At 73.7% G+C, this 25470-nt stretch carries 27 protein-coding genes and 3 tRNA genes; 18 read left to right on the plus strand and 12 right to left on the minus strand.

Annotation, left to right across the window (positions count from 1 at the left end):
* Positions 1-31 precede the first annotated feature (31 nt).
* Both HUT06_RS16680 and ctaD read left to right on the plus strand, forming a co-directional pair.
* The gene (locus HUT06_RS16680; protein ID WP_254715222.1) at positions 32-1009 is read left to right on the plus strand and encodes a Ppx/GppA family phosphatase; all 978 of its coding nucleotides are present in this window, start codon (positions 32-34) and stop codon (positions 1007-1009) included.
* A 138-nt stretch (positions 1010-1147) separates the two neighbouring features.
* Positions 1148-2776 carry a cytochrome c oxidase subunit I gene (gene ctaD / locus HUT06_RS16685; RefSeq protein ID WP_254715769.1) on the plus strand — a complete coding sequence of 543 codons (1629 nt, stop codon included), beginning with the start codon at positions 1148-1150 and terminating at the stop codon, positions 2774-2776.
* A gap of 30 nt (positions 2777-2806) precedes the next feature.
* Here ctaD and HUT06_RS16690 read toward each other — a convergent pair whose 3' ends face one another.
* Together HUT06_RS16690 and HUT06_RS16695 are read right to left on the minus strand one after the other, a co-directional pair.
* Positions 2807-4444 carry a ubiquinol-cytochrome c reductase cytochrome b subunit gene (locus HUT06_RS16690; protein WP_176196578.1) on the minus strand — a complete coding sequence of 546 codons (1638 nt, stop codon included), beginning with the start codon at positions 4442-4444 and terminating at the stop codon, positions 2807-2809.
* A 103-nt stretch (positions 4445-4547) separates the two neighbouring features.
* Complete coding sequence (locus tag HUT06_RS16695; RefSeq protein ID WP_176196579.1) at positions 4548-5429, minus strand: LysR family transcriptional regulator; 882 nt, start codon at positions 5427-5429, stop codon at positions 4548-4550.
* Between the two features lie 96 nt (positions 5430-5525).
* On the opposite strand from HUT06_RS16695, the gene HUT06_RS16700 reads away from it, so the two are divergent.
* On the plus strand, positions 5526-6896 hold the full coding sequence (locus HUT06_RS16700) for an MFS transporter (protein WP_217711316.1): 1371 nt from the start codon (positions 5526-5528) through the stop codon (positions 6894-6896).
* Here HUT06_RS16700 and HUT06_RS16705 read toward each other — a convergent pair.
* The 3 genes from HUT06_RS16705 to HUT06_RS16715 all read right to left on the minus strand — a co-directional run bounded on the left by HUT06_RS16705 (position 6865) and on the right by HUT06_RS16715 (position 9411).
* Entirely contained in the window at positions 6865-7950 is a 1086-nt protein-coding gene (locus HUT06_RS16705; protein ID WP_176196580.1) for a PrsW family glutamic-type intramembrane protease, read from the minus strand. The two genes, HUT06_RS16700 and HUT06_RS16705, sit on opposite strands and share 32 nt — an antisense overlap.
* On the minus strand, positions 7947-8504 hold the full coding sequence (locus HUT06_RS16710) for a hypothetical protein (protein ID WP_176196581.1): 558 nt from the start codon (positions 8502-8504) through the stop codon (positions 7947-7949). The genes HUT06_RS16705 and HUT06_RS16710 overlap by 4 nt, the downstream gene beginning before the upstream one ends.
* Positions 8505-8586: 82 nt before the next feature.
* Positions 8587-9411, minus strand: coding sequence for a pentapeptide repeat-containing protein (locus HUT06_RS16715; protein ID WP_176196582.1), 825 nt, complete (start codon positions 9409-9411; stop codon positions 8587-8589).
* Between the two features lie 110 nt (positions 9412-9521).
* On the opposite strand from HUT06_RS16715, the gene HUT06_RS16720 reads away from it, so the two are divergent.
* The 5 genes from HUT06_RS16720 to HUT06_RS16735 all read left to right on the plus strand — a co-directional run bounded on the left by HUT06_RS16720 (position 9522) and on the right by HUT06_RS16735 (position 11123).
* Positions 9522-10304, plus strand: a complete 783-nt coding sequence (locus HUT06_RS16720) for a putative protein N(5)-glutamine methyltransferase (RefSeq protein ID WP_176196583.1) — start codon at positions 9522-9524, stop codon at positions 10302-10304.
* 53 nt (positions 10305-10357) lie between these two features.
* Entirely contained in the window at positions 10358-10480 is a 123-nt protein-coding gene (locus tag HUT06_RS44590; RefSeq protein WP_254715223.1) for an LPFR motif small protein, read from the plus strand.
* A 304-nt stretch (positions 10481-10784) separates the two neighbouring features.
* Positions 10785-10857: transfer RNA gene (locus HUT06_RS16725), tRNA-Ala, on the plus strand.
* Between the two features lie 30 nt (positions 10858-10887).
* Positions 10888-10961 (plus strand) — tRNA-Gly (locus tag HUT06_RS16730).
* A 90-nt stretch (positions 10962-11051) separates the two neighbouring features.
* Positions 11052-11123 (plus strand) — tRNA-Gln (locus tag HUT06_RS16735).
* Between the two features lie 7 nt (positions 11124-11130).
* On the opposite strand, the gene HUT06_RS16740 is transcribed toward HUT06_RS16735, so the two are convergent.
* Together HUT06_RS16740 and kdgD are read right to left on the minus strand one after the other, a co-directional pair.
* Complete coding sequence (locus HUT06_RS16740; protein ID WP_176196584.1) at positions 11131-12285, minus strand: mandelate racemase/muconate lactonizing enzyme family protein; 1155 nt, start codon at positions 12283-12285, stop codon at positions 11131-11133.
* 1 nt (position 12286) lies between these two features.
* Complete coding sequence (kdgD, locus tag HUT06_RS16745) at positions 12287-13201, minus strand: 5-dehydro-4-deoxyglucarate dehydratase (protein WP_176196585.1); 915 nt, start codon at positions 13199-13201, stop codon at positions 12287-12289.
* A 75-nt stretch (positions 13202-13276) separates the two neighbouring features.
* On the opposite strand from kdgD, the gene HUT06_RS16750 reads away from it, so the two are divergent.
* Together HUT06_RS16750 and HUT06_RS16755 are read left to right on the plus strand one after the other, a co-directional pair.
* Positions 13277-14152, plus strand: coding sequence for a LysR substrate-binding domain-containing protein (locus HUT06_RS16750; RefSeq protein WP_176196586.1), 876 nt, complete (start codon positions 13277-13279; stop codon positions 14150-14152).
* An 86-nt stretch (positions 14153-14238) separates the two neighbouring features.
* The gene (locus HUT06_RS16755) at positions 14239-15405 is read left to right on the plus strand and encodes an acyl-CoA dehydrogenase family protein (RefSeq protein ID WP_176196587.1); all 1167 of its coding nucleotides are present in this window, start codon (positions 14239-14241) and stop codon (positions 15403-15405) included.
* On the opposite strand, the gene HUT06_RS16760 is transcribed toward HUT06_RS16755, so the two are convergent.
* Both HUT06_RS16760 and HUT06_RS16765 read right to left on the minus strand, forming a co-directional pair.
* Complete coding sequence (locus HUT06_RS16760) at positions 15398-16822, minus strand: HAMP domain-containing sensor histidine kinase (protein WP_176196588.1); 1425 nt, start codon at positions 16820-16822, stop codon at positions 15398-15400. The two genes, HUT06_RS16755 and HUT06_RS16760, sit on opposite strands and share 8 nt — an antisense overlap.
* Before the next feature lies 1 nt (position 16823).
* Complete coding sequence (locus HUT06_RS16765; RefSeq protein ID WP_176196589.1) at positions 16824-17504, minus strand: response regulator transcription factor; 681 nt, start codon at positions 17502-17504, stop codon at positions 16824-16826.
* A gap of 115 nt (positions 17505-17619) precedes the next feature.
* On the opposite strand from HUT06_RS16765, the gene HUT06_RS16770 reads away from it, so the two are divergent.
* Genes HUT06_RS16770 through HUT06_RS16785 form a run of 4 tightly spaced genes read left to right on the plus strand, consistent with a single transcriptional unit; the run spans position 17620 to position 20541 of the window.
* A complete protein-coding gene (locus HUT06_RS16770; RefSeq protein WP_217711317.1) occupies positions 17620-18228 on the plus strand; it encodes a PepSY domain-containing protein in 609 nt (202 codons plus the stop codon).
* Between the two features lie 40 nt (positions 18229-18268).
* On the plus strand, positions 18269-19066 hold the full coding sequence (locus tag HUT06_RS16775; protein ID WP_176196590.1) for an SAM-dependent methyltransferase: 798 nt from the start codon (positions 18269-18271) through the stop codon (positions 19064-19066).
* A 20-nt stretch (positions 19067-19086) separates the two neighbouring features.
* On the plus strand, positions 19087-19563 hold the full coding sequence (locus HUT06_RS16780) for an SRPBCC family protein (protein ID WP_176196591.1): 477 nt from the start codon (positions 19087-19089) through the stop codon (positions 19561-19563).
* A gap of 33 nt (positions 19564-19596) precedes the next feature.
* A complete protein-coding gene (locus tag HUT06_RS16785; RefSeq protein ID WP_176196592.1) occupies positions 19597-20541 on the plus strand; it encodes a ribose-phosphate pyrophosphokinase in 945 nt (314 codons plus the stop codon).
* 93 nt (positions 20542-20634) lie between these two features.
* Here HUT06_RS16785 and HUT06_RS16790 read toward each other — a convergent pair whose 3' ends face one another.
* Complete coding sequence (locus tag HUT06_RS16790; protein ID WP_176196593.1) at positions 20635-20904, minus strand: hypothetical protein; 270 nt, start codon at positions 20902-20904, stop codon at positions 20635-20637.
* A gap of 125 nt (positions 20905-21029) precedes the next feature.
* Here HUT06_RS16790 and HUT06_RS16795 point away from each other — a divergent pair, with 125 nt between their 5' ends.
* Entirely contained in the window at positions 21030-21668 is a 639-nt protein-coding gene (locus HUT06_RS16795) for a YdcF family protein (protein ID WP_176196594.1), read from the plus strand.
* Here the strand turns inward: HUT06_RS16795 and HUT06_RS16800 are convergent.
* A complete protein-coding gene (locus HUT06_RS16800) occupies positions 21665-21853 on the minus strand; it encodes a DUF5999 family protein (protein ID WP_176201415.1) in 189 nt (62 codons plus the stop codon). The two genes, HUT06_RS16795 and HUT06_RS16800, sit on opposite strands and share 4 nt — an antisense overlap.
* 158 nt (positions 21854-22011) lie before the next feature.
* Complete coding sequence (locus HUT06_RS16805) at positions 22012-22509, minus strand: hypothetical protein (protein ID WP_176196595.1); 498 nt, start codon at positions 22507-22509, stop codon at positions 22012-22014.
* 392 nt (positions 22510-22901) lie between these two features.
* Between HUT06_RS16805 and HUT06_RS16810 the strand changes: the two genes are divergently transcribed.
* Genes HUT06_RS16810 through HUT06_RS16820 form a run of 3 tightly spaced genes read left to right on the plus strand, consistent with a single transcriptional unit; the run spans position 22902 to position 25430 of the window.
* Positions 22902-23621 (plus strand): DedA family protein, encoded by a 720-nt coding sequence (locus tag HUT06_RS16810; RefSeq protein ID WP_254715224.1) that lies wholly within the window; start codon positions 22902-22904, stop codon positions 23619-23621.
* Between the two features lie 4 nt (positions 23622-23625).
* Positions 23626-24783, plus strand: coding sequence for a sensor histidine kinase (locus tag HUT06_RS16815; RefSeq protein ID WP_254715225.1), 1158 nt, complete (start codon positions 23626-23628; stop codon positions 24781-24783).
* On the plus strand, positions 24774-25430 hold the full coding sequence (locus tag HUT06_RS16820; protein WP_176196596.1) for a response regulator transcription factor: 657 nt from the start codon (positions 24774-24776) through the stop codon (positions 25428-25430). The genes HUT06_RS16815 and HUT06_RS16820 overlap by 10 nt, the downstream gene beginning before the upstream one ends.
* Positions 25431-25470: the final 40 nt, after the last annotated feature.

Consider the following 25470-nt stretch of genomic DNA (forward strand, 5'->3'; position numbering starts at 1 on the left):
TGAGGAGGTCAACGCGGGGTAAAGCAGACCCATGGACGACGCCCCCCTGCGCCTCGGCGTGCTCGACATCGGCTCCAACTCGGCGCACCTGCGGGTCGCCGACCTCGACCCCGGGCACCCGCCGCTGCCCGTCCGGTCGGTGAAGAGCCCGGTCCGGCTGGCCGAGGCCACCGACCGGCACGGCGTCATCGGGCGGCCCGCGGTCGGGCGGCTCATCGCCGCGGTCCGGGAGGCGGCGGCCGCCGCCGCGGCCCTCGGCGTCGCCGAGCTGGTGCCGTTCGCGACGTCCGCGCTGCGCGACGCCGCCAACCGCGCCGACGTCACCGCCGAGGTCCGCGCCGCCACCGGCGTCGAGCTCGGGTTCCTCAGCGGCGAGCGGGAGGCGCGGCTGACGTTCCTCGCGGCCCGCTGCTGGTACGGGTGGTCGGCGGGCCCGCTGCTGCTCGCCGACATCGGCGGCGGCTCCCTGGAGCTGGCCTACGGCGCCGGCCGGGAACCGGAGATCGCGCTGTCGCTGCCGCTCGGCGCCGGCCGCCTCACCCGGCACCACCTGCCGCCCCGCCCGCCGGTGCGCAAGCGCGTCCGCCGGGCGCTGTCCGCGCACGTGCGGTCGGTGCTCACCGAGGCGACCGCCGGGATCGCCGCGCGCCCGGCCCCGGTGCGGGCAGCCGCGACGTCCAGGACCTTCACCCAGCTGGCCCGGCTGTGCGGCGCGCCGAAGGCGAAGGCGGGGCCGTTCCGGGAGCGCCGCCTCGACCGCCGCGACCTGCACCGCTGGATCCCCCGGCTGGCGAAGCTGCCGGACGAGGAGCGGGCGCGGCTGCGCGGGGTGAAGGCGTCGCGCGCCCACCAGATCCTCGCGGGCGCGATCGTGGCCGAGGGCGTGATGGACGTCCTCGGGCTCGACCGCCTCGACATCTGCCCGTGGGCGCTGCGCGAGGGCATCATGCTGGACCGGCTGGGCCGGGCCGCCCCGTTCGCCCCGGACCCCCGCGGCGGCGGGAGCTGACGGTCGGCGCCCGGCCGTTTGAACGGCCCCCCTGCGGCAAGTGGCCCGTTGGGCTCCGACGCGGGAGGGAGGCCGTCGATGACGGCTGTGCAGGGCAGGGACGACGCGAGCGTGGCCGAGGCGCTCGCGCGGCACCGGATGGGGACCAGGATCGGCCACATCCTGGCCACCACCGACCACAAGATGGTCGGCTACCTGTACCTCACGACGTCGTTCCTGTTCTTCCTCGCCGCCGGGGTCATGGCCATGCTCATGCGGGCCGAGCTGATGGAGCCCGGCAAGCAGGTGGTGAGCAACCACACCTACAACGAGCTGTTCACCATCCACGGCACGATCATGATGCTGCTGTTCGCGACGCCGCTGTTCGCCGGGTTCGCGAACGTGCTGGTCCCGCTGCAGATCGGGGCGCCCGACGTGGCGTTCCCCCGGATGAACGCGCTGACCTACTACCTGTTCCTGTTCGGCGGGCTCATGGTCATGGCGTCGTTCATCATGCCGGGCGGCGCCGCCGCCTACGGGTGGTTCTCCTACTCGCCGCTGACCTCCGGGACGTACTCGCCGGGCCTCGGCCCCGACATGTGGATCATGGGGCTGATCCTGTCCGGCTTCGGGACGATCCTGACCTCGGTCAACATCATCACCACGATCATCGCGATGCGCGCGCCCGGCATGGTGATGTTCCGGATGCCGATCTTCACCTGGAACGTGCTGCTGACCAGCCTGATGGTGCTGATCGCCTTCCCGGTGCTGACCGCGGCGCTGTTCGCGCTGGAGGCCGACCGCAAGCTCGGCGCGCACATCTACGACCCCTCGAACCACGGCGCGCTGCTGTGGCAGCACCTGTTCTGGTTCTTCGGCCATCCCGAGGTCTACATCGCGGCGCTGCCGTTCTTCGGGATCGTCACCGAGATCCTCCCGGTGTTCGCGCGCAAGCCGCTGTTCGGCTACCTCGGCATGGTGGCGGCGACGATCTCGATCACCGGATTGTCGATGACGGTGTGGGCGCACCACATGTTCGCCACCGGCGGGGTGCTGCTGCCGTTCTTCTCCATCACCTCCTTCATGATCGCCGTGCCGACCGGGATCAAGTTCTTCAACTGGGTCGGGACGCTGTGGAAGGGGCAGCTCACGTTCGAGGCCCCGATGCTGTTCGCGCTCGGGTTCCTCGTGACGTTCCTGTTCGGCGGCCTGACCGGGGTCATCCTCGCCTCGCCGGCGATGGACTTCCACCTCACCGACTCCTTCTTCGTCGTCGGGCACCTGCACTACGTCCTGTTCGGCACCGTCGTGTTCGCCATGTTCGGCGGGTTCTACTTCTGGTGGCCGAAGATGACGGGCCGGATGCTGCACGAGGGCTGGGGCAGGATCCACTTCTGGACGCTGTTCATCGGGTTCCACACGACGTTCCTCGTCCAGCACTGGCTCGGCGCCGAGGGCATGCCGCGCCGCTACGCCGACTACCCCGACCAGTTCGCGACGCTGAACCTCGTCTCGTCCATCGGCTCGTTCATCCTCGGCGCCTCGACGTTCGCGTTCCTGTGGAACGTGCTGCGGACCTGGCGGCACGGCGAGAAGGTCGGCACCGACGACCCGTGGGGCACCGGCGGCTCGCTGGAGTGGGCGACGTCCTGCCCGCCGCCCCGCCACAACTTCACGACGATGCCCCGGATCCGCTCGGTGCGCCCGGCGTTCGACCTGCACTACCCGCCGCTGGAGCCGCCGCAGGAGGCCGAGCCGGCGCTCCCGCCGCCCCCCAAGGGCTCCTGACGCTCCCCAAGGGATCCTGACCGGCGCGGGTCAGCCGCCCCCGTCCTGCGATCCGCCGTCCTGCGGCGGCTTCTCCAGGTCGCCTTGGCCGCCGCCATACGACTCCGACTGGTAGTCGAGGTAGAAGCGGTTGGCGCGGGTGCGCACCTGGGTGCGGGCCCGGTCGGGGGTCGGCAGCGGGATGATGTGGTTCGGGTAGGGGGCGACCAGTTCGCCGGGCCGCCGGGTGCGCAGCACGGCCTCCGCGTCCCGCGACGGCTGCTCGTGCCGCTCCTCGAAGCCGCCCTCCGGGCTGAGCGAGATCAGGCCGCTCTCCACGCCCTCCTCCCGGGTCTGGAGGTCGCGGCGCTGCAGGCTCAGGCAGGCGCGCCGGGCGATGGCGAACGCGAGGACCGGGGCGACGAAGAACCCGACGCGGAAGAACCATGTCGTCCAGAACAGCGGGATCTTGAAGGTGTCGGCGATGATGTCGTTGCCGCCCGCCGCCAGCAGGTTGATGTACCAGGCGGCGGCCGCCGCGCCGATCCCGGTCCGGGTGGGGGCGTTCCGCGGCCGGTCCAGCAGGTGGTGGACGCGCTCGTCCCCGGTGGCCCAGCGCTCCAGGAACGGGTACAGCCCCATGAGGGTGAAGAAGATCCCCGGCAGGACGACGGCCGGCAGCAGCACGTTCCACGCGATGTCGTGCCCGGCGACGGTCGTCGACAGCGGCGCCATGATGCGCAGCGACCCTTCGAGGAACCCGACGTACCAGTCCGGCTGCGAGCCGAAGGACACCTCGTCGGGCCCGTACGGCCCGTACAGCCAGACGGGGTTGATCTGGAAGAACGCCGCCAGCCCCGACAGGACGCCGAACGTGAACAGGAAGTAGCCCGCGCTCTGCGTGGCGAAGTGCGGGAAGGTCTTCTCGCCGCTCACCGACATCTCCCGCCGGCCACGGCCCGGCCACTGGGTGTGCGTCTGGTGCCAGAGGATCATCAGGTGGACGGTGACGAGCGCGATCAGGATGCCCGGGATGAGCAGGATGTGCACCGTGAACAGCCGCGGGATGAACTCCTCGCTCGCCGGGAACTCCCCGCCGAACGCCCACAGGCTGAGGTAGGTCCCGGCGATGGGGATGGACAGCAGGATGCCCTGGAAGATGCGCAGGCCGGTGCCGGACAGCAGGTCGTCCGGGAGCGAGTAGCCCGCGAACCCCTCGGCGAGCGCCAGCGCGAACATCGACACGCCGATCACCCAGTTGATCTCGCGCGGCTTGCGGAACGCGCCGGTGAAGAAGATCCGCATGAGGTGGACCACGATCGCCGCGAGGAACACGTTCGCCGCCCAGTGGTGGATCTGCCGCATCAGCAGCCCGCCGCGCACGTCGAACGTCAGGTGCAGCGTGGAGGCGTACGCGTCGCTCATCTCCACGCCCTTGAGCGGCGCGTACGAGCCGTCGTAGATCTGCACACCGCCGCTCGGCTTGAAGAACAGCGTGAGGAAGACGCCCGTGAGGATCAGGATGATGAACGAGTAGAGCGCGATCTCGCCGAGCAGGAACGACCAGTGCGTCGGGAACGCCTTCTTGATGTTCTGGCTCAGGAACGAGGTCGAACCGAGCCGGTCGTTGACACCCTGGGCCAGGTCGCCGGCCCTCGCGGACTTCGACCGGCCGTTCCGTCCCGCCATCGCGCACTTCTCCCCAGGCCCGAGCAGCAATTTCGCTGGGCGGGTACCCGGGCGGGATCACCGCAAACGCCGGTGTACGGGCGCCTGCGGCCCCGTCCGGCCCTCAGGGCGCGGCCGCCGCGTAGAGCACCTCGCGCAGCCCGGGAAGGGTCTCGCGGTCGGCGCGCCAGACCAGCCGCAGGCTGAGCGCCGGGGCGTCCAGCGCGAGCCGGGCGAGGGCGCCGCCGCCGAGCCGGTCCCGGACGGCGAACTCGGGGACGAGCGCCACGCCGAGCCCCCGCTCCGCCCACGAGCTCATCACGGTCACGCTGCCCGCCCGGACGCGCTCGACGGCCGGGCCGAGCAGCCGCTCGCCCGCCAGCCAGAACGAGCACGCCGGCACGTTCACCAGCAGCCGCTCGCCGCGCAGGTCGGCGGCGGTGACGCGGGGCGCGCCCGCGAGCGGGTGGTCCGGCGCGGCGACCAGCGCGAGCGGGACGGGCTCCAGGTCGAGGAAGTCCAGCGGCGCGGCCGGCGCCGCGAAGCCGAGCCCGCCGACGCCGTCGCCGGCGTCCAGCAGCAGCGCCGCCTCCAGGTCCCCGGCGGCGACCGCGTCCAGCAACTGGTCGCGGGCCGCGTCCGACCGGACCTGCACCCGCAGGCCGGGCCGCCGCTCGGCGAGCCGCGCGAGGACGCCGGGGACGTGCGTCGCGGCGATCGACTCCAGCGCGCCGAGCCGCAGCACCGGCCGCTCCCCGGACACCTCGCGGCGGGCCCGCTCGGCCAGCCCCAGCAGCCGGCCCGACCACTCCCGCATCCGCTCCCCGGCCGGGGTGAGGCGCATCCCCTTCGGGCCGCGCTCGAACAGCGCCACGCCGAGCGCCGCCTCCAGCGCCCGGACCTGCTCCGACACCGAGGACGGCGCGAGCCCGAGGGCGGCGGCGGCATCGGTGACGGTCCGGTGGGCGACGACGGCCTCGAACGTCCGCAGCTGGCGCAGTTCCATGCCGAGGGAACCCGTGCGGAGCGTTCGGATATTCCGAACGCCCCGTGCGGCGCAGCCGGTGGAGCGCGGCGGCCCCCGTTCCCAGACTGGGCGGCCATGAGCACAGTCCTCGCACCCGCTCCGGCGGGGTCCGCCGCGAAGCGGCGCTCCGCCCTGCTCGGCATCTCCCTCGGCTACTTCATGGTCCTGCTCGACACCACCGTCCTGTCGGTGGCCGAACCCGACCTGGCCCGGTCCCTTCACGCGTCCGTCGCGGGGCTGCAGTGGGCCGTCACCGGCTACACGGTCGTGCTCGGCGCGCTGCTGCCGTCGGCGGGCGCGGTCGCCGACCGCCACGGCGCGCACCGGGTGTTCGGCGCCTCCATCGCCGTCTTCGGCGCCGGGTCGCTGCTCTGCGCCGCCGCCCCGGACCTGTGGACGCTCGTCGCACTGCGCGCCGTGCTCGGCGTCGCCGCCGCCGGGTGCGTGCCCGCGTCCATGGCGCTGATCGCGCGGCTCTACCCGGTACCCGCCGAACGCGCCCGCGCGGTCGCGGCCTGGGCGGCGACGAGCGGCGCCGCGCTCGCCGCCGGGCCGATCGCGGGCGGCGCCCTGGTCGGCCTCGCCGGCTGGCGCGCGATCTTCCTGGTCAACATGCCGCTCGCCGCCCTCGTGCTCGCGCTCGCCGCCGGGCGCGCGGTCACCTGCCCGCGCGGCCCGCGCTCGATCGACAGGCCCGCGCAGCTCCTCGCGTGCGCGGCGGCCGGCCTGCTGACCGACGCGCTCATCGCGCTCGGCGCCGGCGCGGGCGTCCACGCGGCGTGCTCGGGCGCCGGCGCGGTCGCGGCCGGCGCCGCGTTCGCGCTGCGGGAGCGGGGGAGCGCGGCGCCGGTCCTGGTGCCCGCGGTCCTGCGCGCGCCGGGGATGGCGTTCGCGCTGGCGGCCGGCGCGGCGGTCAACTTCGTGATGACCGGCGTGCTGTTCGTCCTGCCGCTGGTGTTCCAGCGGACGCTCGGCCTCACACCGCTGGAGACCGGCCTGGCGTTCCTGCCGATGACGCTCCCGTTCGCGGTCAACCCGCTGCTCACCGGGCGGATCGTCGCGCGCACCGGGCCGCGCCGCCCCGTCCTCGCGGGCCTCGCCCTGCTGACCGCCGGAGGCGTGCTGTTCGGCGCCGTCCTGGCCCGGGGCGCGACCTACCCGGCACTGGTCGCGGGACTGCTCTGCACCGGCTTCGGTGTGTCGTTCGCCCTGCCCGCCCTCGCCGTCCTCGCGGTCACCGCCGCGCCCGAGGGGACGGCCGGCGCGGCCGGCGGCCTGCTCAACGCGGCCCGGCAGCTCGGCGCCGCGCTCGGCGTCGCCGTCATGGGCGCCTTCGCGGCGGCGGGGCCGGGCACCGCGCTGTTCATCGCCGCCGGCGTGTGCGCCGCCGTCCTCCCGGCCGGGCTGCGCGCGGTCAGGCCGCCCGCGGGTCCGCGGCCGCGTTGAGCCGGTGCCGGACGAGCCGGATGTCGGCCCGCAGCCGGTCGGCGGCCAGCGGGTCCGGCTCCAGCCCGCCGAGCCCGTCCTCGATGAGCGCCAGCTGGTCGGCGCGCAGCCGGGCGAGCAGCCGGCGCGGCTCCCCGGCCGGCACGCCCCACCGCTCCTTGCGGCGCCACTTGCGGAACGCGAGCACGTGCCCCTCGCCCGGGATGAGGACGCCCTTCGCCGTCTCCGCGTGCACCGTCCGCCGGAAGTGCGCCAGGTACCGGCGCCGCGCGAGCCGGTACGCGACGACCGCGGCGAGCAGGATCGGCGCGCCCTTCACCGGCATCAGCACGACCCCGGGCAGGACGGGCGCGTCCCAGTACGAGTGCAGCGCCATCGACAGCGTGAACGCGGCCCCCGCGATCGCGGCGCTCGTCCGCGACGGCCTCCCGAGCAGGCAGCCGAGGCCCGCGCCGCCGACCGCCGTCATCGCCCAGTGGCTCCACCACGCCCCGCCGACCACCCGGCTGCCGAAGGTGAACAGCGCCGCGTTGGCGTCCTGCGTCGCGCCCGTCAGCACGATCGTGTTCAGCACGTACAGGAAGTTCTCCGCGAACTGGAAGCCGAGGCCGGCGAGCGCGCCGTACTGCCAGCCGTCGAGCGGCCCGCGGACCGCGGCCGGCGCCATCAGCGCCAGCACCACGACCCCGAGCAGCTTCAGGACCTCCTCGTCGACCGGCGCGATGATCGCCGCGCCCCACACCGAGGTGAACCCCGGCCCCGCCGTCTTGCCGAGGACGGCCTGGAACGCCGAGTTGGCGGGCAGCGCGAGCCCGAACGCGGCGAGCCCGCCCCACGCCACCGTGATGAGCGCGTAGCCGAGCGGCAGCGACCGGATCGGGTGCAGCCGCCGCAGCGCCCACACGCCCGCCGCCAGCGCCGGCGCCAGCAGCGCGAACCCGAGGATCGCGCCGGCCGGGAACGCCGCGACCTGCGCGCCGATCCCGCGGAAGGCCGTCCAGGCCCCGAGCAGGCACGCGGCGGCCCACAGCCAGAACGCGGGCCGGCGGGTCATGACGGCGCCGAGATCCGCAGCGTCCGCACCAGGGCCTCGACCTCCGCGGCCAGCCGCCGGTACGCCTCCGGCGGCCCCGACGCCGTCACGGTGGCGCCGAGCGTGGCCCGCGCGAACACGGTCGCCATGCCGACGCGCTCGCGCCCGGCGAGCCGCCCGGTCAGCCCGGTCAGCCCGTGCGCGGTCGTGATCGGGACGGGCCCCGCGCGCAGCCGCGAGTGCCCGCCGGCGGCGACGATGCGGCCGAGGCCGTCCCACAGCTCGCGCGCGTCCAGCGGCGCCAGCGGCACGACGATCCGCACGTACAGGCCGACGCCCGCGTTGGCGAGCTCGATGTCGCTGGTCAGCGAGGACTCGGCCCGGTCGAGCACCCAGCCCGGGGACGGGACCGTGAACGAGACCGGCCGGACGCCGTCGCGCTCGGCCCCGACCGACAGCACCGTGCCCGCCGCGATCGGCCTGCCGCCGCTGCCGAGGGCCCTGTCGAGCAGCGGGAGCCCCGCGGCCAGGACCAGCAGCGCCAGCGCCACGAGCCCCGTACCCCACCATCTCACCCGCGCCACGTGACCCCCCGATGACGTGCGGTGCGGAAATGCCCCTTGACCGGGGAGCTAAACAAGATCAGGGGGGCGCGGGTCACCAGTGCGCTGGGCGTTCGACCGTGCTCGGCAACCGCGTCGCGGCGTCGCCCCGCGCCGAGTCCAGCTGCGCACGCACGAGGAACAGGCAGCCGGTGAGGTCGGCGCCGCGCAGGTCGGCGTCCCGCAGGTCCGCGCCGATCAGGTCGGCCGAGCGCAGGTCGGCGCCCCGCAGGTCGGCCCCGATCAGGTACGCGCCGCGCAGGTTCGCGCCGCGCAGGTCGGCGCCCTTCAGCCGCGCCCCGATGAGGTCGGCGCCCCGCCGGTCGGCGCGGCGGCCCGGCACGGCGGCCCTGGCCAGCTCGCTCGCGCGCAGCAGCAGCGCGTTCGCCTCCGCCCGCACGGCCGGGACGTCCAGCTCGGCGAGTCCGGCCGGATCGCGCCGGGTGAGGCGGTCGACGTCCGCGTACGCCCGCCGCAGCTCGGCGCGGACGGGCCCGGCGGCGGGCAGCGCCGCCGCCTCGTCCAGGTACCAGAGCAGCTCGTGCAGCTGCCGCATGACGGGGAACACCGCGAACATGCGGCGCGCGACGCCGGGGTCGGCACGCCAGTCCCGTCCGGCGAAGGTCTCCTGCGACACCTTCTGCCCCGCGCCGAAGCAGTCGAAGACCGTGCAGCCCCGGAAGCCGAGCCCCCGCAGGTCGGCGTGGACGCCGCAGCGGAAGTCGTCCAGCAGGTTGCGGCACGGCTCGCCCGCGGCCTTGTCCACCGCGAAGTCGGCCGACTTCGCGAACGGCAGCGCGACGCAGCACAGACCGAAACAGCTCGCGCAGTCGGCCTTCAGACCGGCCGCCCTCTCCGACACCCCGCGCCTCCGACTCATGGACAACGCTCCATTGTCGGGCCACGCGGCCCCTGCTCGGGACGGACGCGGTGCCGTCGCCCGGTGCCGTCGCCCGGTGCCGTCGCACGTGTTGTACAGTCCGGAACCCCATGACGACACCCCTCACCGCGTCCGCGATCGCCTCCAGGCTGCGCGCCGCCGGCTGCGTGTTCGCCGAGGACGAGGCGCGGCTGATCCTCGCCACCGCCGCCACGCCCGGCGACGCCTCCGCGATGGTGGACCGGCGCGCCGCCGGGCTGCCGCTGGAGCACGTCCTCGGCTGGGCGGAGTTCCGCGGCCTGCGGATCGCCGTCGAGCCGGGCGTGTTCGTGCCCCGCCGCCGCACCGAGTTCCTCGTCCGCGAGGCGGCCGCGCTCGCCCCGCCGCGCCCCGTCGTCGTCGACCTGTGCTGCGGCTCCGGCGCGCTGGGCGCCGCGCTCGTCGCCGGCCTGGACGAGTACGCCCTGCACGCCGCCGACGTCGAGCCCGCGGCCGTCCGGTGCGCCCGCGCCAACATCGCGCCGCTCGGCGGCCACGCCTACGAGGGCGACCTGTTCGCGCCGCTCCCGGACGCGCTGCGCGGCCGCGTCGACGTGCTGCTCGCCAACGTCCCCTACGTGCCGACCGGCGACGTCGCGCTGATGCCGCCGGAGGCGCGCGACCACGAGCCGCGGGTCGCGCTCGACGGCGGCCCCGACGGCCTGGACGTGCTGCGCCGCGTCACCGCCGAGGCGGCGCGGTGGCTGGTCCCGGGCGGCCACCTGCTGTTCGAGACGAGCGAGCGCCAGGTCCCGGACGCGGTCGCCGCCGTCGAGCGGGGCGGGCTGTCCGCCGCCGTCCGGACGTCCGAGGAGTTCTATGCCACGGTCGTCATCGGAGCAAAGCCGGTGTAAATCCCGACACGGGGGTACGGGTCGTACAGGACGACCTGAAGGAGTGAAACACAATGCGCCGCATCAGTGCAGCGCTCAGCGCCATCATCGGCACGATCGTCAGCATCGTGACCCTCCCGTTCCGGGTCCTGCAGCGCCTCCTGACCCCCGGGCGCCGCACCCGCACCCACCGGTAAAGGCCGCGATATCCGGACGTCCGCCCCGGGCCATTCGTGCGATACGGCCCGGGGCGGACGTATGCCGGAAAATGCTTTGCGCGCCGGCCGCGGGATGCCGCACTCTATGAGTGTCAAACCGAACGCAAGCGACGGGGAGGAGCGGTGGGGGTGGCCATGATCAGCACTGGGCCGGCGCCGCAGCGCTCCGGCACCGGGCAGTGGCACGATGCCGCCGCCGTCGGAGGCGTCTCCGGATAGGACCGCGAAGGTTCCCCGGAGACCGCCAGGATGACCTTTCTGGCGGTCTTTTCATGTTCATCACGGGTCTGTAGCTCAATGGGAAGAGCGCCCGCCTTGCAAGCGGGAGGTTGCCGGTTCGAGTCCGGCCCGATCCACTCGGCGGAATGCTCCTTGTTCCGCCGCAAGCCGCACAGGCCGAAATGGTTAAGGCACCTGGCTTCCACCCAGGCGGAACCGGGTTCGATTCCCGGGTGCGGCTCTGGACTGGGCCCGGCGGGAGTAACGACCCCCGGCCGGTTCTGCACGTGCCCGAGGCGGGCGGACGCCACCGCCCGCCCGCGGGCACCCATGCTGGATCATCCAATCGGCAGGATGCGTGACTCTGGATCACGTCATGCAGGTTCGAACCCTGCTCCGGCAGCCCATGGCTAGGCGGGCGCGTCGACGCGGGTGCGGGCCGTCGTCCAGGCGCGGGCCCGGTCGGTGAGGGTGATGCCGAGGCCGGGACGCGGCGGGACGTGCATCCGGCCGCCCTCGATCGTCGGCCGCTCGTTGAACAGCGGGTCGAGCCAGTCGAAATGCTCCACCCACGGCTCGCTCGGGTAGGCGGCGGCCAGATGCAGGTGGATCTCCATCGCGAAATGCGGCGCGAGTTGCAGCTGGTGGTGGTCGGCGAGCGTCGCGAGCTTCAGGAAGGCGGTGATGCCGCCGATGCGCGGGGCGTCCGGCTGGAGGACGTCGGCGGCGCCCTTGGCGATGAGCTCGCAGTGCTCGGCGACGCTGGTGAGCATCTCGCCGGTCGCGATCGGCGTGTCGAGCGCGGCGGCGAGCGCGGCGTGGCCCGCGGCGTCGTAGGCGTCGAGGGGCTCCTCGATCCAGGTGAGGCCGAACGCCTCCAGCGCGCGGCCCATCCGCCGCGCGGCGGGCCGGTCCCACTGCTGGTTCGCGTCCACCATCAGCGGGAACGCGTCGCCGAGCCGCTCCCGGACGGCGGTGACCCGGCGCAGGTCCGCGGCGTGGTCGGGATGGCCGACCTTGATCTTGACGCCGCCGATCCCCGCGGCCGCGGACGCCTCCGCGTTCTCCAGCACCTCCTCCAGGGGCGCGTGCAGGAATCCGCCGGAGGTGTTGTAGCAGCGGACGGAGTCGCGGTGCGCGCCGAGGAGCTTGGCGAGCGGCAGGCCCGCCCGCTTGGCCTTCAGGTCCCAGAGCGCGATGTCGATCGCGGCGATCGCCTGCGTGGCGAGCCCGCTGCGGCCGACGGACGCGCCCGCCCACACCAGCTTCGTCCAGAGCCGCCCGATGTCGCTCGGGTCCTCGCCGATGAGGGCGGGCGCGACCTCGGCGGCGTGCGCGAACTGGCCGGGGCCGCCGGCGCGCTTGGCGTAGCCGAACCCGATGCCCTCGTGGCCGTCCGCGGTGCCGATCTCGGCGAACAGGAACACGACCTCGGTCATCGGCCGCTGCCGCCCGGTCAGCACCTTGGCGTCGCTGACCGGGACGGCGAGCGGCAGCGTCACCGACGACAGCTCGATCCAGGCGATCCGGTCGAGGGTGGCCGCGCCGGCGGGGACGGCCGTCATCTCAGCGCACTCGCTTCACGAGTTCGGCCAGTTCGGCGGTCTCGGCGTCGGTCAGGTCGGTGAGCGGCGGCCGGACGGGCCCGGCGGGGTGCCCGGTGACCCGCATGCCCGCCTTGATGATGCTGACCGCGTAGCCCTTGCGGCGGTTGCGGATGTCGCAGTACGGCAGGACGAACTCCGCGAGCAGCCGCGCCACCTCGGCCCGGTCGCGGCCGCGGACGGCGGCGTAGAACGCGAGCGCGAACTCCGGGACGAAGTTGAAGACCGCCGAGGAGTAGGTGGTGACGCCCATCTCCAGGTAGGGGAGCGCGAACGTCTCCGCGGTGGGCAGCCCGCCGATGTAGACGAGCCGGTCGCCGAGCCGGGACCTGATCCGCGTCATCAGCTCCAGGTCGCCGACGCCGTCCTTGAAGCCGACGAGGTTCGGGCACTCCTCGGCCAGCGCGGCGACCGTCGCGTCCTGGTAGACGGCGTTCGCGCGGCTGTAGAGCGTCACGCCGAGCCGGGTCGCGGCGCAGACGGCGCGGACGTGCGCGATCAGGCCCTCCTGCGACGCCTCGGTCAGGTAGGGCGGGAACAGCAGCACCCCGTCGGCGCCCGCCTCCTCGGCCTCGCGCGCCATCGCCGCGGCCGCCGCCGTCCCGTACCCGGCGGGCGCGATCACCGGCAGGCCGTCCGGCGCCTCCGCGACGGCGGCGCGCACCACCGCGCCCACCTCGCCGGGCGCGAGCGAGAAGAACTCGCCGGTGCCGCCCGCCGCGAACAGGCCGGCGACGCCGTACCCGGCGAGCCGGCCGATGTTGTCCCGGTAGGCGGGCTCGTCGAAGGACAGGTCGTCGCGGAAGTGCGTGACGGGGAACGAAAGGAGCCCGGACCCGAGCCGCGTCGCGATCTCTTCGGGCGCAGTCTGCGTCATGCCCCCGAGGCTAGGATGGCCGATTGATCCAGGTCCAACACGAAAAAGGCATCCACTGATACCCGCAGGGAATCGATGTTCACGCTGACCCAGCTCACGAACTTCGTGGCCGTCGCCGAGGAGCTGCACTTCGGCCGCGCCGCCGAGCGGCTCCGCATGACGCAGCCGCCGCTCAGCCGGCAGATCCAGCTGCTGGAGAACGAGCTGAAGGTGCGGCTGTTCGACCGGACGAACCGGTCCGTCCGGCTCACCCCGGCCGGGCGGGCTTTCCTCGTCGAGGCGCGCCGGCTGCTGCAGCAGGCCGACCACGTCGCGATGTCGGTCCGGCAGGTGTCGGCGGGGGAGGCCGGGAGCATCACGGTCGGGTTCACCGCGGCGAGCGCCTACGCCACGCTGGGCCGGCTGCTGGAGGTCGCGCGGACGGCGCTGCCGGACGTCGGGATCGTCCTGCGGGAGATGGTGACGCGGGACCAGGTGCGCGCCCTCGCCGAGGGGAGCCTCGACCTCGGGCTCCTGCGGCCGCCGGTGACCGACCCGGACCTGGCGGAGCGCCCCGCCGAGCGGGAGGCGCTGCTCGCCGCCGTCCCGAACGGCCACCCGCTCGCGGCGGGGGAGGGCCCGCTGGCGCTCGCCGACTTCGACGGGCGGCCGTTCATCATGTACTCGCCCGTCGAGGCCCGCTACTTCCACGAGCTGGTGATCAGCGTGTTCCGGCAGGCGGGCGTCTCGCCGGTGTACGCGCAGTACCTCAGCCAGGTGCACAGCATCCTCGCGCTGGTCAACTGCGGGTGGGGCGTCGCGCTGGTCCCGGCCGCCGCGTCCCGGCTCCGCTACGCGGGGCTGCGGTTCCGCCCGGTCGACCTCCCCGTCCCGGACCCCGTCGAGCTGAGCCTGGCCTGGCGCCGCGGCAACGACAACCCGGCCCTCGCCAAGCTGCTCCGGCATCTTTGACGCGCCTTGACCGGAGCGCGGGCGGTGAATTATTTTGTCGTTAAAATATTTGCCGTCAAAGTATCGGTGGGGCAGGTGGAGGGACCATGAGCGACTACCCGGCGTATGCGCCGTCGGAGGAGCATGAGCTGCTGCGGCGCACGGTGCGTGAGCTGGCCGAGGCCAAGATCGCTCCTTTCGCGGCGGAGGTGGACGAGGAGTCCCGGTTCCCGCAGGAGGCCTTGGACGCGCTGGTCGCCAACGATCTGCATGCGGTGCACGTGCCCGAATCGTACGGGGGTGCGGGAGCGGACGCGCTGGCCACGGTGATCGTGATCGAGGAGGTCGCGCGGGTGTGCGGCTCGTCGTCGCTGATCCCGGCGGTGAACAAGCTGGGCACGGTCCCGGTGCTGCTGGCCGGCGGCGAGGAGCTCAAGAAGAAGTACCTGGCGCCGGTGGCGCGTGGTGAGGGGATGTTCTCCTACGCGCTGTCGGAGGCGGACGCGGGGTCGGATGCGGCGGGGATGAAGACCCGCGCGGTGCGCGACGGCGACACCTGGGTGCTCAACGGCGCGAAGATGTGGATCACCAATGCGGGGGTGTCGGAGTTCTACACGGTGATGGCGGTCACCGACCCGGCGGCGGGCGCCCGCGGTATCTCCGCGTTCGTGGTGGAGAAGTCGGATCCGGGGGTGTCGTTCGGGCCGAAGGAGCGCAAGCTGGGGATCAAGGGTTCGCCGACCCGGCAGGTGCTCTTGGAGGACACCCGCATCCCCGCCGACCGGCTGATCGGCGCGGAGGGCACGGGATTCAAGACCGCGCTGGCCACCCTGGACCACACCCGCATCACCATCGCCGCCCAGGCGCTGGGGATCGCGCAGGGGGCGCTGGACTTCGCGTTGAACTACGTCAAGGAGCGGCGGCAGTTCGGCAAGCCGGTCGCCGATTTCCAGGGTGTGCAGTTCATGCTGGCCGACATGGCGATGCGGCTGGAGGGCGCGCGGCAGCTGACCTACCACGCGGCGATCAAGTCCGAGCGGGCGATGAGCGGGGAGAAGGTCCCGGATCTGACGTTCGTCTCCTCGGCGTGCAAGGCGCTGGCCTCGGACGTGGCGATGGACGTGACCACCGACGCCGTCCAGCTGCTGGGGGGCTACGGGTACACGCGGGACTTCCCGGTGGAGCGGATGATGCGCGACGCCAAGATCACCCAGATCTACGAGGGCACCAACCAGATCCAGCGCATGGTGATGGCCCGCCAGCTCCTCAAGTAGCCGGCAGCCGCACCTCGAACAGCGCGCCGCCGCCGGGGGCCTCGCCGACGGTGAGGCTCCCGCCGTGCGCCGCGACCAGGTCCCGGGCGATCGCGAGGCCCAGCCCGGCGCCGCCCTCGTCGCGGCTGCGGGCGTCGTCCAGCCGGACGAACCGCTCGAAGATCCGCTCGCGGTCGGCGGCCGGCACCCCCGGGCCGTCGTCGGCGACGCGCAGCACCGCCGTCCCCGCCTCCTCGCGCAGCGACAGCCGGACGGCCGCGTCCGCGTGCCGCTGCGCGTTGTCGAGCAGGTTGCCCACCACCCGCGCCAGCCGGCCCGGGACGCCCATGACCCGCGGGTCCCCCTCGACCGACGCCCGCACCGCGACGCGGTCGCCGGGGGCGCGCCGGTCCAGCTCGTCCCGGACGAGGCGGCCGAGCGCGACCGGACGGGCCGGCGGCCGCTCGCCGGCGTCGATGCGGGCGAGCAGCAGCAGGTCGGCGGCCAGGTGCTGGAGCCGCACGACGTCCGCGACGAGGCCGTCCACGTCCAGCAGCTCGGGATGCGCGGCGGCGACCTCCAGCTGCGTGCGCAGCGACGCGATCGGGCTGCGCAGCTCGTGCGAGGCGTCCGCGACGAAGCCGCGCTGGCGCGCCACCGACTCCTCCAGCGCGGCGAGGGTCTCGTTCGTCGTGGCGGCGAGGCCGGCGATCTCGTCCCGCGCGTCCGGCACCGGCACCCGCCGGGCCAGGTCGCCGGACGCGGTGATCTCCGCCAGTTCCGCCCGGACGGCCTCCACCGGGCGCAGCGCCCGCCGCGTGACCAGCCACGTCACGCCCGCGACCACGGCGAGCAGCAGCGGCAGCCCGGCGAGCATCGCGCGGGTGACCGTGCCGGTCGCGTCCCGCGCCGCGGCGAGGTCGGCGCCCGCGTACACGGTCACGGTCTCGTCGCGCGGCGTCGTCACCTCGACCGCCGCGAACCGGTAGTCGGCCGTCCGGCCGTCCACCGTCGCGCGGCCGGTGCTGAACCCCGGGTCGTCCCCCGACACCTCGCCGCGGCCGGGATAGTCGTCGCCCTGGTCGTCGTCATCGTCGCCGCCGCCGCGCGGGGCCGCGCCCGGCCGGACGCCGGGGGAGCCGGTGCCGTCGATCGCCTGGAGGTCCTCGCTCACCGCGCGCACGCGGCCGTCCTCGCCGACGACCTGCACGGGATGGTCCTCGCCGTCGGGCAGGTCGAGGCTCCGGTACGGCGTGCCCGCCGCGAGCTGCGCCGCGACCTCCCGCGCCGATACCTCGGCCCGCAGGTCCGTCTGCCCGGCCAGGTTCGCGCGCAGCAGCAGCACCACCGCCAGCCCGGCGGCGACCAGCGCGCCCGCGACCACGGCCGTCGCGCCCAGCGTCGTCCGGGCCCGGACGGACCCGAGGCGGCGCGCCACGTCAGGCGCCCCCGTCCCGGGCCAGCCGGTACCCGGCGCCGCGCACCGTCGTGATCGACCGGCGCCCGAACGGGACGTCCAGCTTGCGGCGCAGCGCGCTCACGTACACCTCGACGATGTTGGGGTCGCCGTCGTAGGCGAAGTCCCAGACGGCCTCCATGATCTGCGCCTTCGACACGACCCGGCCGGCGTTGGCCGCCAGGTGCTCCAGCACGGCGAACTCCTTGGCGGTCAGCTCCACCTCCGCGCCGCCCCGGAACACGCGGTGCGCCGCCGGGTCCACGGTGAGGTCGCCGAGCACGATCGCGGGCGCGGCGCCGCGCGTGCGGCGCCGCAGCAGCGCGCGGACGCGCGCCACCAGCACCACGTACGAGAACGGCTTGGTGAGGTAGTCGTCCGCGCCGGTGTCGAGGCCCTCGGCCTCGTCGTACTCGCCGTCCTTGGCGGTCAGCATCAGGATCGGCGTCTCGTCGCCCGCCGCCCGCAGCTCCGCGCACACCCGGTAGCCGTTCATCCCGGGCAGCATGATGTCGAGGACGATCAGGTCGTAGCCGCCGCCGAGCGCCCGGTGCAGGCCCTCCGCGCCGTCGTGGACGGCCTCCACCACGAAGCCCTCGGCCGTCAGCCCCCGCGCGAGGGACGTGGCCAGGCGCTTCTCGTCCTCCACGATCAGCAGGCGCATGCCCCCAGCCTGCCAAACGGCACCTGAAGGCGGCTTCAGGTTAGTTCAGGAGCGCTACAGGAAGACACGCCAACGTGGGGTTCGCAAGGGGGAACCGAACGGAAGGTGGAACTCGATGAAGATCGACGCACGGCGCATGGTCACCGGGCGCGGGCTGCTGGTCTCGGCCGTCGCCGCGGGGGTGCTGGCCGCGGGCGGGACGACGGCCGCGTTCGCCACCGCGCAGGACGCGCCGGCCGCGGCCCCGTCCGGCGGCGCGGCGCCCGCCCCGGCGGTGGCGCTGGCGCAGGCGGCGGACGCGGCGCTGAAGAAGGTGCCCGGCACCGTCGCCGAGGCCGAACTCGACGACGAGGACGGCACGGCGGTCTGGGAGTTCGACGTCCTCTCCCAGGACGGGACGTGGCGCGACGTGACCGTCGACTCCGGCACCGGCGAGGTCCTCACCGACCGCGCCGACGACCGTGACGACCGCGACGACGCCGCGGAGGCCGCCGCCCTGCGCAAGGCGTCGGTGGCCGCGCCCGCCGCCGCCGGCGCGGCGCTGAAGGCCGTCCAGGGGCACGTCACGTCCGCCGAGTTCGAGCACGAGGGCGGCAAGGCCGTCTGGGAGGTCGACGTCGCCGGAAAGGACGGCAACGAGCACGAGGTCACGCTGGACGCCGCGTCCGGCAAGGTCCTCGCCCAGCAGACCGAAAAGCCGGACGACGACGGCGACGAGGACTGACGGGCGCCGGGGCCGGGAAGGGACACCGCAGGAGGTGTGCATGAGCGAGCAGAGACCCGGCCCCGGCATCGACACCAGCGTGTCGCACGTGGCGCGCATCTGGAACTACTGGCTGGGCGGCAAGGACAACTACCCGGTGGACCGGGAGGTCGGCGACCAGATCCTCGGCATGCTGCCGGACGTCGCGAGGCTGGCGCGCGCCTCCCGGCTGTTCCTCAACCGGGTCGTGTGGCACCTGGCCGCCGAGGCGGGCGTCCGCCAGTTCATCGACATCGGGACGGGCCTGCCCACGGTCGACAACACCCACGAGGTCGCCCAGCGGGCCGCGCCCGAGTCGCGGATCGTCTACGTCGACAACGACCCGCTCGTCCTGGAGCACGCGAGGTCGCTGCTCACCAGCACCCCCGAGGGGCACACCGCCTACATCCACGCCGACCTCCGCGAGCCCGAGGGCATCCTGGAGGGCGCCGCGGAGACGCTCGACTTCAGCCGGCCGGTCGCGTTCACGCTGATGGGGATCCTGGAGTTCGTCCCCGACGACGAGCAGGCGTACGCGATCGTGCGGCGGCTGCTGTCCGCGGTGCCGTCCGGCAGCTACCTCGCCATGTACGACGGGACGAACGTCGTCCACGGCGAGGCGTCCGACCGGATCGTGGACGTGTGGAACGCCTCCGGCAACGCGCAGCTCGTGCTGCGGACCCCCGGGCAGATCGCCGGCTTCTTCGAGGGCCTCCAGGTCGAGGAGCCCGGGATCGTCCCGGTGACGCACTGGCGCCCGGACACGCCCGGCGAACCCGAGCCGGTCGACGCCTACGGCGGCGTGGGCCGCAAGCCCTAGACCACCCCGGGAGCAGGCCGATGACCGCGGACGACTTCGTCTACACGATCTACATCAACGCCGCCCCCGAACGCGTCTGGGAGGCCCTCACCGACCCCGCCGCCACCCGCCGCTACTGGGGCGTCGCCTTCGAGACCGACTGGGCGCCCGGCTCCGCGATGACCTGGCACGAGGAGGACGCGACGACCGCCGACCCCGAGCAGACCGTCCTGGCGGCCGAGCCGGGCCGCCGCCTGTCCTACACCTGGCACACCTTCACCCCCGAATGGGCGAAGAGCGTCGGCGTGGACGAGGAGACCCGCCGCGCGCTCATGGCGGAGCCCCGCTCCACGGTGTCCTTCGTCATCGAGCCGGCCGGCGCCACCGCCAGGCTGACCGTCGTCCACCACGCGGGCGAGGCACTGCTCGCCATGTCGAGGAACGGCTGGCCGCACGTCCTGTCCGGGCTGAAGACGCTGCTGGAGACCGGCGAACCCCTCCCCACAACCGACCTCTAGCATGAGCCCGGACGATCATGTGAGGAGCGGTTCGTGCGAGAGATCGCCGTGTTCAGCGGTAGCGCCCACCCGGAACTGGCCGCCGAGGTCTGCGCGCACCTCGGGGTGCCGCTGAGCCCGTCCCGGGTCGACCGGTTCGCCAACGACTGCCTGGAAGTGCAGCTGCAGGCCAACTGCCGGGAGCGGGACGTCTTCCTGATCCAGCCGCTCGTCGCGCCCGTCCAGGAGCACCTCGTCGAGCTGCTCCTGATGTGCGACGCCGCCCGCGGCGCGTCCGCGAGCCGCATCACCGTCGTCATGCCGCACTACTCCTACGCGCGCTCCGACAAGAAGGACGCGCCGCGCATCTCCATCGGCGGGCGCCTGGTCGCCGACCTCCTCGTCGCCTCCGGCGCGAGCCGCGTCCTCGCCATGACCCTGCACTCGCCGCAGGTGCACGGCTTCTTCTCCGTCCCCGTCGACCACCTGCACGCGCTGCGGGAGCTCGCCGACCACTTCCGCGGGTACGACCTGTCGCGCACGACCGTCGTCTCGCCCGACCTCGGCAACGCCAAGGAGGCCGCGGCCTTCGCCCGCCTCCTCGGCGTCCAGGTCGCCGCCGGCGCCAAGCAGCGCTTCCCCGACGACCGCGTCCAGATCAGCTCCGTCATCGGCGACGTCGCCGACCGCGACGTCATCGTCCTGGACGACGAGATCGCCAAGGGCAGCACCGTCCTCGAACTGCTGGACCGGCTCCGCGAACTGGGCGCCCGCACCATCCGCGTCGCCTGCACCCACGGCCTGTTCGCCGCCGGCGCCCTCCAGCGCCTCACCGCCCAGCCCGACGTCCTGGAGATCGTCTGCACCAACACGGTCCCCGTCCCGAACGGCGACCGCAGCGACAAGCTCCGCATCCTGTCCATCGCCCCGGCCCTCGCCGAGGCCGTCCGCCGCATCCACAACGGCGAATCGGTGAGCGCCCTCTTCGAGTCCCCCTGACCTACCCCCGGCTTGCCGCCGCCGGGGTCGGTCAAGGGGGCGCCCGACTCCTTTGGGACGGGCCGGCGGCGGCCGGGATTCACCTGGGGCCGGTCAGCGGCGCATGCCGCTGCCGCCGGGTTCTTCTTCGCCGTCGGTGGTGTGCTCGAGTTCCAGGTACTCGTCCTCGGGCCAGAGTTCGTCGGCGAGGGCGGCGAGGTACTCCTCGTCGCCGGGGTCGAGTTCGGCGGTCATGGACTCCGGGTGCGCGGGCGCGGATGGCGGGGGGTCGGGCGCGGTTCTCAGGGGCATCGGGCGGAGCAGGCGGGGCAGGCAGAGGCCGAACAGGGCCAGCAGGGACACGAGGACCAGGACTGTGATCACACCACACCGTCCTTTCGCGGTCGAGTTCCACATGATTCTTGCGTAAGTAGCAAAACAGTTGAACGTTAGCGGGAGGCTCCGCCGGATGGGAGTCCGACATGCGGGCCGCCGGGGACAATGACCCCGTGGAGTCTCATGTGGACGCGCGGGCGCGCGAGCTGGCACGGGTCGTCTGGGACCACCTCGTCCTGTCCGGCCCCCTCTCCCAGGCTGACGTGATCCTGGCGCTGGGGTGCCACGACACGCGGGTGGCGGTCCAGGCGGCGCGGCTCTGGCACGCGGGATGGGCGCCGCTGGTGGTCGTGTCGGGCGGGCGCGGCAAGATGACCTCGGGGTGGACGGAGACCGAGGCGCGGGTGTTCGGGCGGGTGGCGCGCGAGCACGGGGTGCCGGCGGAGGCGCTGCTGCTGGAGGAGACGGCGAGCAACACGGGGGAGAACATCACCGCGTCCAGGCGGCTGCTGGACGGCCGGGGCGTCGCGGTGCGGCGGGGGATCCTGGTGGCGAAGCCCTACATGACGCGGCGGTCGCTGGCGACGGCGCGGCGGCGGTGGCCCGAGGTCGAGTGGTCAGCGTCCGCGCCGGAGCTGGGGTTCGAGGCGTTCTGCGAGCGCCGGTCCATCGAGCTGATGGTGGGGGACCTGCAGCGGATGGTGGTGTACGCGGAGCGCGGGTACCAGGTGCCGATGCCCGTCCCGGCGGACGTCTGGGCGGCCTACGAGGAGCTCGCCCGGCTCGGGTACGACGGGCACGTGATCCGTTAGGCGGTCGTGACGGGGCGGTGCGGGTCGATCACCCGGCCGTCGGGCAGCAGTTCGCCGGTGTCCTCGAAGACGACGATGCCGTTGCAGAGCAGGCTCCAGCCCTGCTCGGGGTGGTTGGCCACGGTGCGGGCGGCCTCGCGGTCGAGGTCGTCGGGCGCCGGGCACGGCGGCTGGTGCGTGCAGATGATGTCGTGCTGAGCGGTCACGGAGTTCCTCCACGGTGTCCCAGTGATTTAGGACATAGTGCAGCCTGCCGCTGTGCGTCCGAAATATGCAAGTGGATGAGGAATTCTTTACTGTTCGTCGCGTGTGGGAGGCCGCGAGATCGGGCATTCGGGGCGATTCACCGCAAGAGGCCCCCGTCGGGCTCGTCGCCGTGGTCGACGTCCAGGCCGACCACGGACGCGCAGCCCGTGCAGATCCACTCGCCGATGACGGCCTCGGAGTTGGTCCCGTGCGTCCGGTACGGGCGGTCGACCGTCCGGCGGCGCATCCCGTGGCCGCAGGAGGAGTGCAGGAGCCGGCCGCAGGTCGGGCACGGCCACACGTCCTCGCGGCGCAGGTCGCAGCGGGGGCACAGCGGCGCCTCGTAGTGCCCGGCGGGCTCGCCGAACGCCATCTCGTCCAGCCAGTCGTGCTCGAGGTCGAGGTACTCGTCGCGCGGCCAGTGGTGGTCGGCGAGCCAGGCGAGGTACTCCTCGTCGCCCGGGCCGAGGACGGTCGTCAGCGACTCGGGGTGCTCGTCGTCCGGGCGTGGTCGGCGCCTGCCGTGCCGCGCGGTGGCCAGGAGCGTCAGCAGGCCGAGGAGCGCGGCCGCGGCCAGGCCTGTCGCCAGGGGCATCGCGGCGTCCTTACATGATCTTGTGGCGGGAATGTCCGATCATGAATGCACTTCACAAAACGCTGCGAACGCTACAAGAAAGGTATGACGGCGGAAAAGTCGATCAAAAAGATCCTTTACCCGGATCATGACCGGACCCGGCGTCCGAAACCGGCGGCGGCGACGTCCGCAACCAGGGCCGGCCTGCGGGTACCAGGGCTACGAGCATCCCGGACCGCGCGGCGCGGTGTGGCCTGTTTCACTCTCCGCTGAATCAGCCCCTGCGGCCGAGAACGGCCACCGGCTGAGGCCGGGGGTGTGGTTTTCCGCAGGGTGGGGGTGCGGGATCCGGCCGGACGGGTCGGCGGTGCTCTCCATGGTGGCGGGCCCGGCCGGTTCCTAGCGTCGTAGGCATGATCGGACTGATGAACGCGGCCTCCGGCGGCGAACCCGTCGGCGGCATCGCCGGGTGGGCGACCGACCTGATGGACCGGCTCGGCGCGCCCGGCGCCGGCCTGGCGATCGCGCTGGAGAACCTGTTCCCGCCGCTGCCGAGCGAGGTGATCCTCCCGCTCGCCGGCTTCACGGCCGCGCAGGGCCGGATGAGCCTCACCGCGGCGATCGTGTGGACGACGCTCGGAAGCGTCGCCGGCGCCCTCGCGCTCTACGGGATCGGCGCCCTGATCGGGCGGGACCGGGTCCGCGCGATCGCGGCGCGGCTGCCGCTGGTCAAGGTCGAGGACCTCGACCGGACGGAGGCGTGGTTCGCCCGGCACGGCGGCAAGGCGGTGTTCTTCGGCCGGATGATCCCGATCTTCCGGAGCCTGATCTCCGTCCCGGCGGGGGTCGAGCGGATGCGGATGTCGGTGTTCCTGGCCTACACGACGCTCGGCAGCCTGCTGTGGAACACCGCGTTCGTGCTCGCCGGGTACGGGCTCGGCGACAACTGGCGGACGGTCGAGGAGTACGTCGGCGTCTACTCCAAGGGGGTGCTCGCGGTCGTCGCCGTGGCGGCCGTCGCGTTCCTCGCGGTGCGTATCGTGAAGGCACGGCGGGCCGGTGCCGGGGAGCAGCGGCCGGCGGGGGTGCACCGGGCGGAGGCAAGAGAACGCGAACGTGACCGCATCTACTGACGCCGTGCGCCGAGGCCCCGCCGCGGTCGTCCGGGCCCTGGCGGGGCTCGTGCTGGGCGCGGCCACCGCCGGCGTGGAGCTGGTGCTGCTGGCGGGGGCGGCGCTGCTCATGGCGTACTCGCTGGCCTTCTCCCGCGGGCGGCGGGCGGTCCCGGCGGCCGTCGCGGACGCCGCCGAGCTGCTTACCGAGCTGGAGATGCGGCGGCTGCGCGCCTTCCTCGGCGAGGACCGGGCCGTCCAGTACGGTCCGCTGCGGGCGCTCGCCTACCTCGTCCTGCGGGTGCCGGTGGGCCTGCTCGGCGCCGCGATCCTGCTGCTGATCGCCTACGGCGTGACGCTCGGGGTCCGGCTCGCGGTGAGCTGGTGGATCACCGGCGACTACCTGGACGGCATCCCGCCGGCCTGGTGGATCGTCCTCTACACCGCCGTCGTGGGCGTTGTGCTGCTCTTCCTCGCCGTGTACGGCCTGGTCGGCGTGGTGGCGCTGGAGAAGGGCGTGGCGCGGCGCTGCCTCGGGCCGAGCCCGCTGGCGGAGTACGAGCGCCGCATCGCGCAGCTGTCGGTGACGCGGGCCGAGGTGGTGGACGCGGTGGACGACGAGCGCCGCCGCATAGAGCGCGACCTGCACGACGGCGTCCAGCAGCGGCTCGTGGCGCTCGGCATGCTGATCGGCCGGGCCCGCCGCGCCGGCGACCACGAGCGGGCGGCGGAGCTGCTGAAGCAGGCGCACGAGGAGTCGCAGCGGGCCCTTGCGGACCTGCGCGAGGTGACCTGGCGGGTCTACCCGGCCGCGCTGGACGGCGAGGGCCTGCGCGCGGCACTGGAGACGGTGGCCGAGCGGTCCGCGGTGCCGGTGGCGATCGACTACGACGTGCCGGGGCGCCCGCCGCACGCGGTGGAGACCGCCGCGTACTTCGTCGTCTGCGAGGCCGTCACGAACGCCGCCAAGCACTCCGGCGCGCGGGCGGTGCGGGTCGCCGTCGCGGGTTCCGGGACAATGGTCGGCGTGCGCATCGAAGACGACGGGTGCGGGGGCGCCGACCCGGCCGGCGGCGGGCTGGCGGGCCTGGCCCGCCGGGTGGCCGCGCTGGACGGGACGTTCGCCGTGGACAGCCCGCGGGGCGGCCCGACGGTGATCACCGCGGAGCTGCCATGCGGGTGATGCTGGCCGAGGACTCGACGCTGCTGCGCGAGGGCCTCGTGCGGCTGCTCGCCGAGGAGGGCCACGAGGTGGCCGCGGCGGTCGGCGACGGCGACGCGCTGATCGCGGCCGTGGCCGCGTCGGGCGAGCAGGGCCCGCCCGACGTCGTGGTGGTGGACGTCCGGATGCCGCCGACGCACACCGACGAGGGCCTGCGCGCGGCGCTGGAGATCCGGCGGCGCTGGCCGGGGGTCGGGGTGCTCGTGCTGTCGCAGTACGTGGAGAAGCGCTACGCCACCGAGCTGATCACGGCCGACACCACCGGCGTCGGCTATCTGCTGAAGGACCGGGTCGCGCAGGTGGACGAGTTCCTGGACGCGCTCGACCGGGTCGGCGCGGGCGGGGCGGCGTTCGATCCCGAGGTGGTCCGGCGGCTGCTGGCGCACAGCACGCACACCGATCCGCTGGCCCGCCTCACGCCGCGGGAGCGGGACGTCCTCGACAACATGGCCCAAGGGCATACGAACGCCTCGATAGGCGCCAACCTGCACATCTCGCAGAGCGCGGTCGAGAAGCACGTCAACGCGATCTTCGACAAGCTCGACCTGTCGCACGCCGCCGGCTACAGCCGCCGGGTCCTCGCCGTCCTCCGCTATCTGGGCAGTTGAACCGTCCGAAATAGGACTAACGGCCACAAACCGGGTATGG

The organism is Actinomadura sp. NAK00032 (assembly GCF_013364275.1).
GTDB lineage: Bacteria > Actinomycetota > Actinomycetes > Streptosporangiales > Streptosporangiaceae > Spirillospora.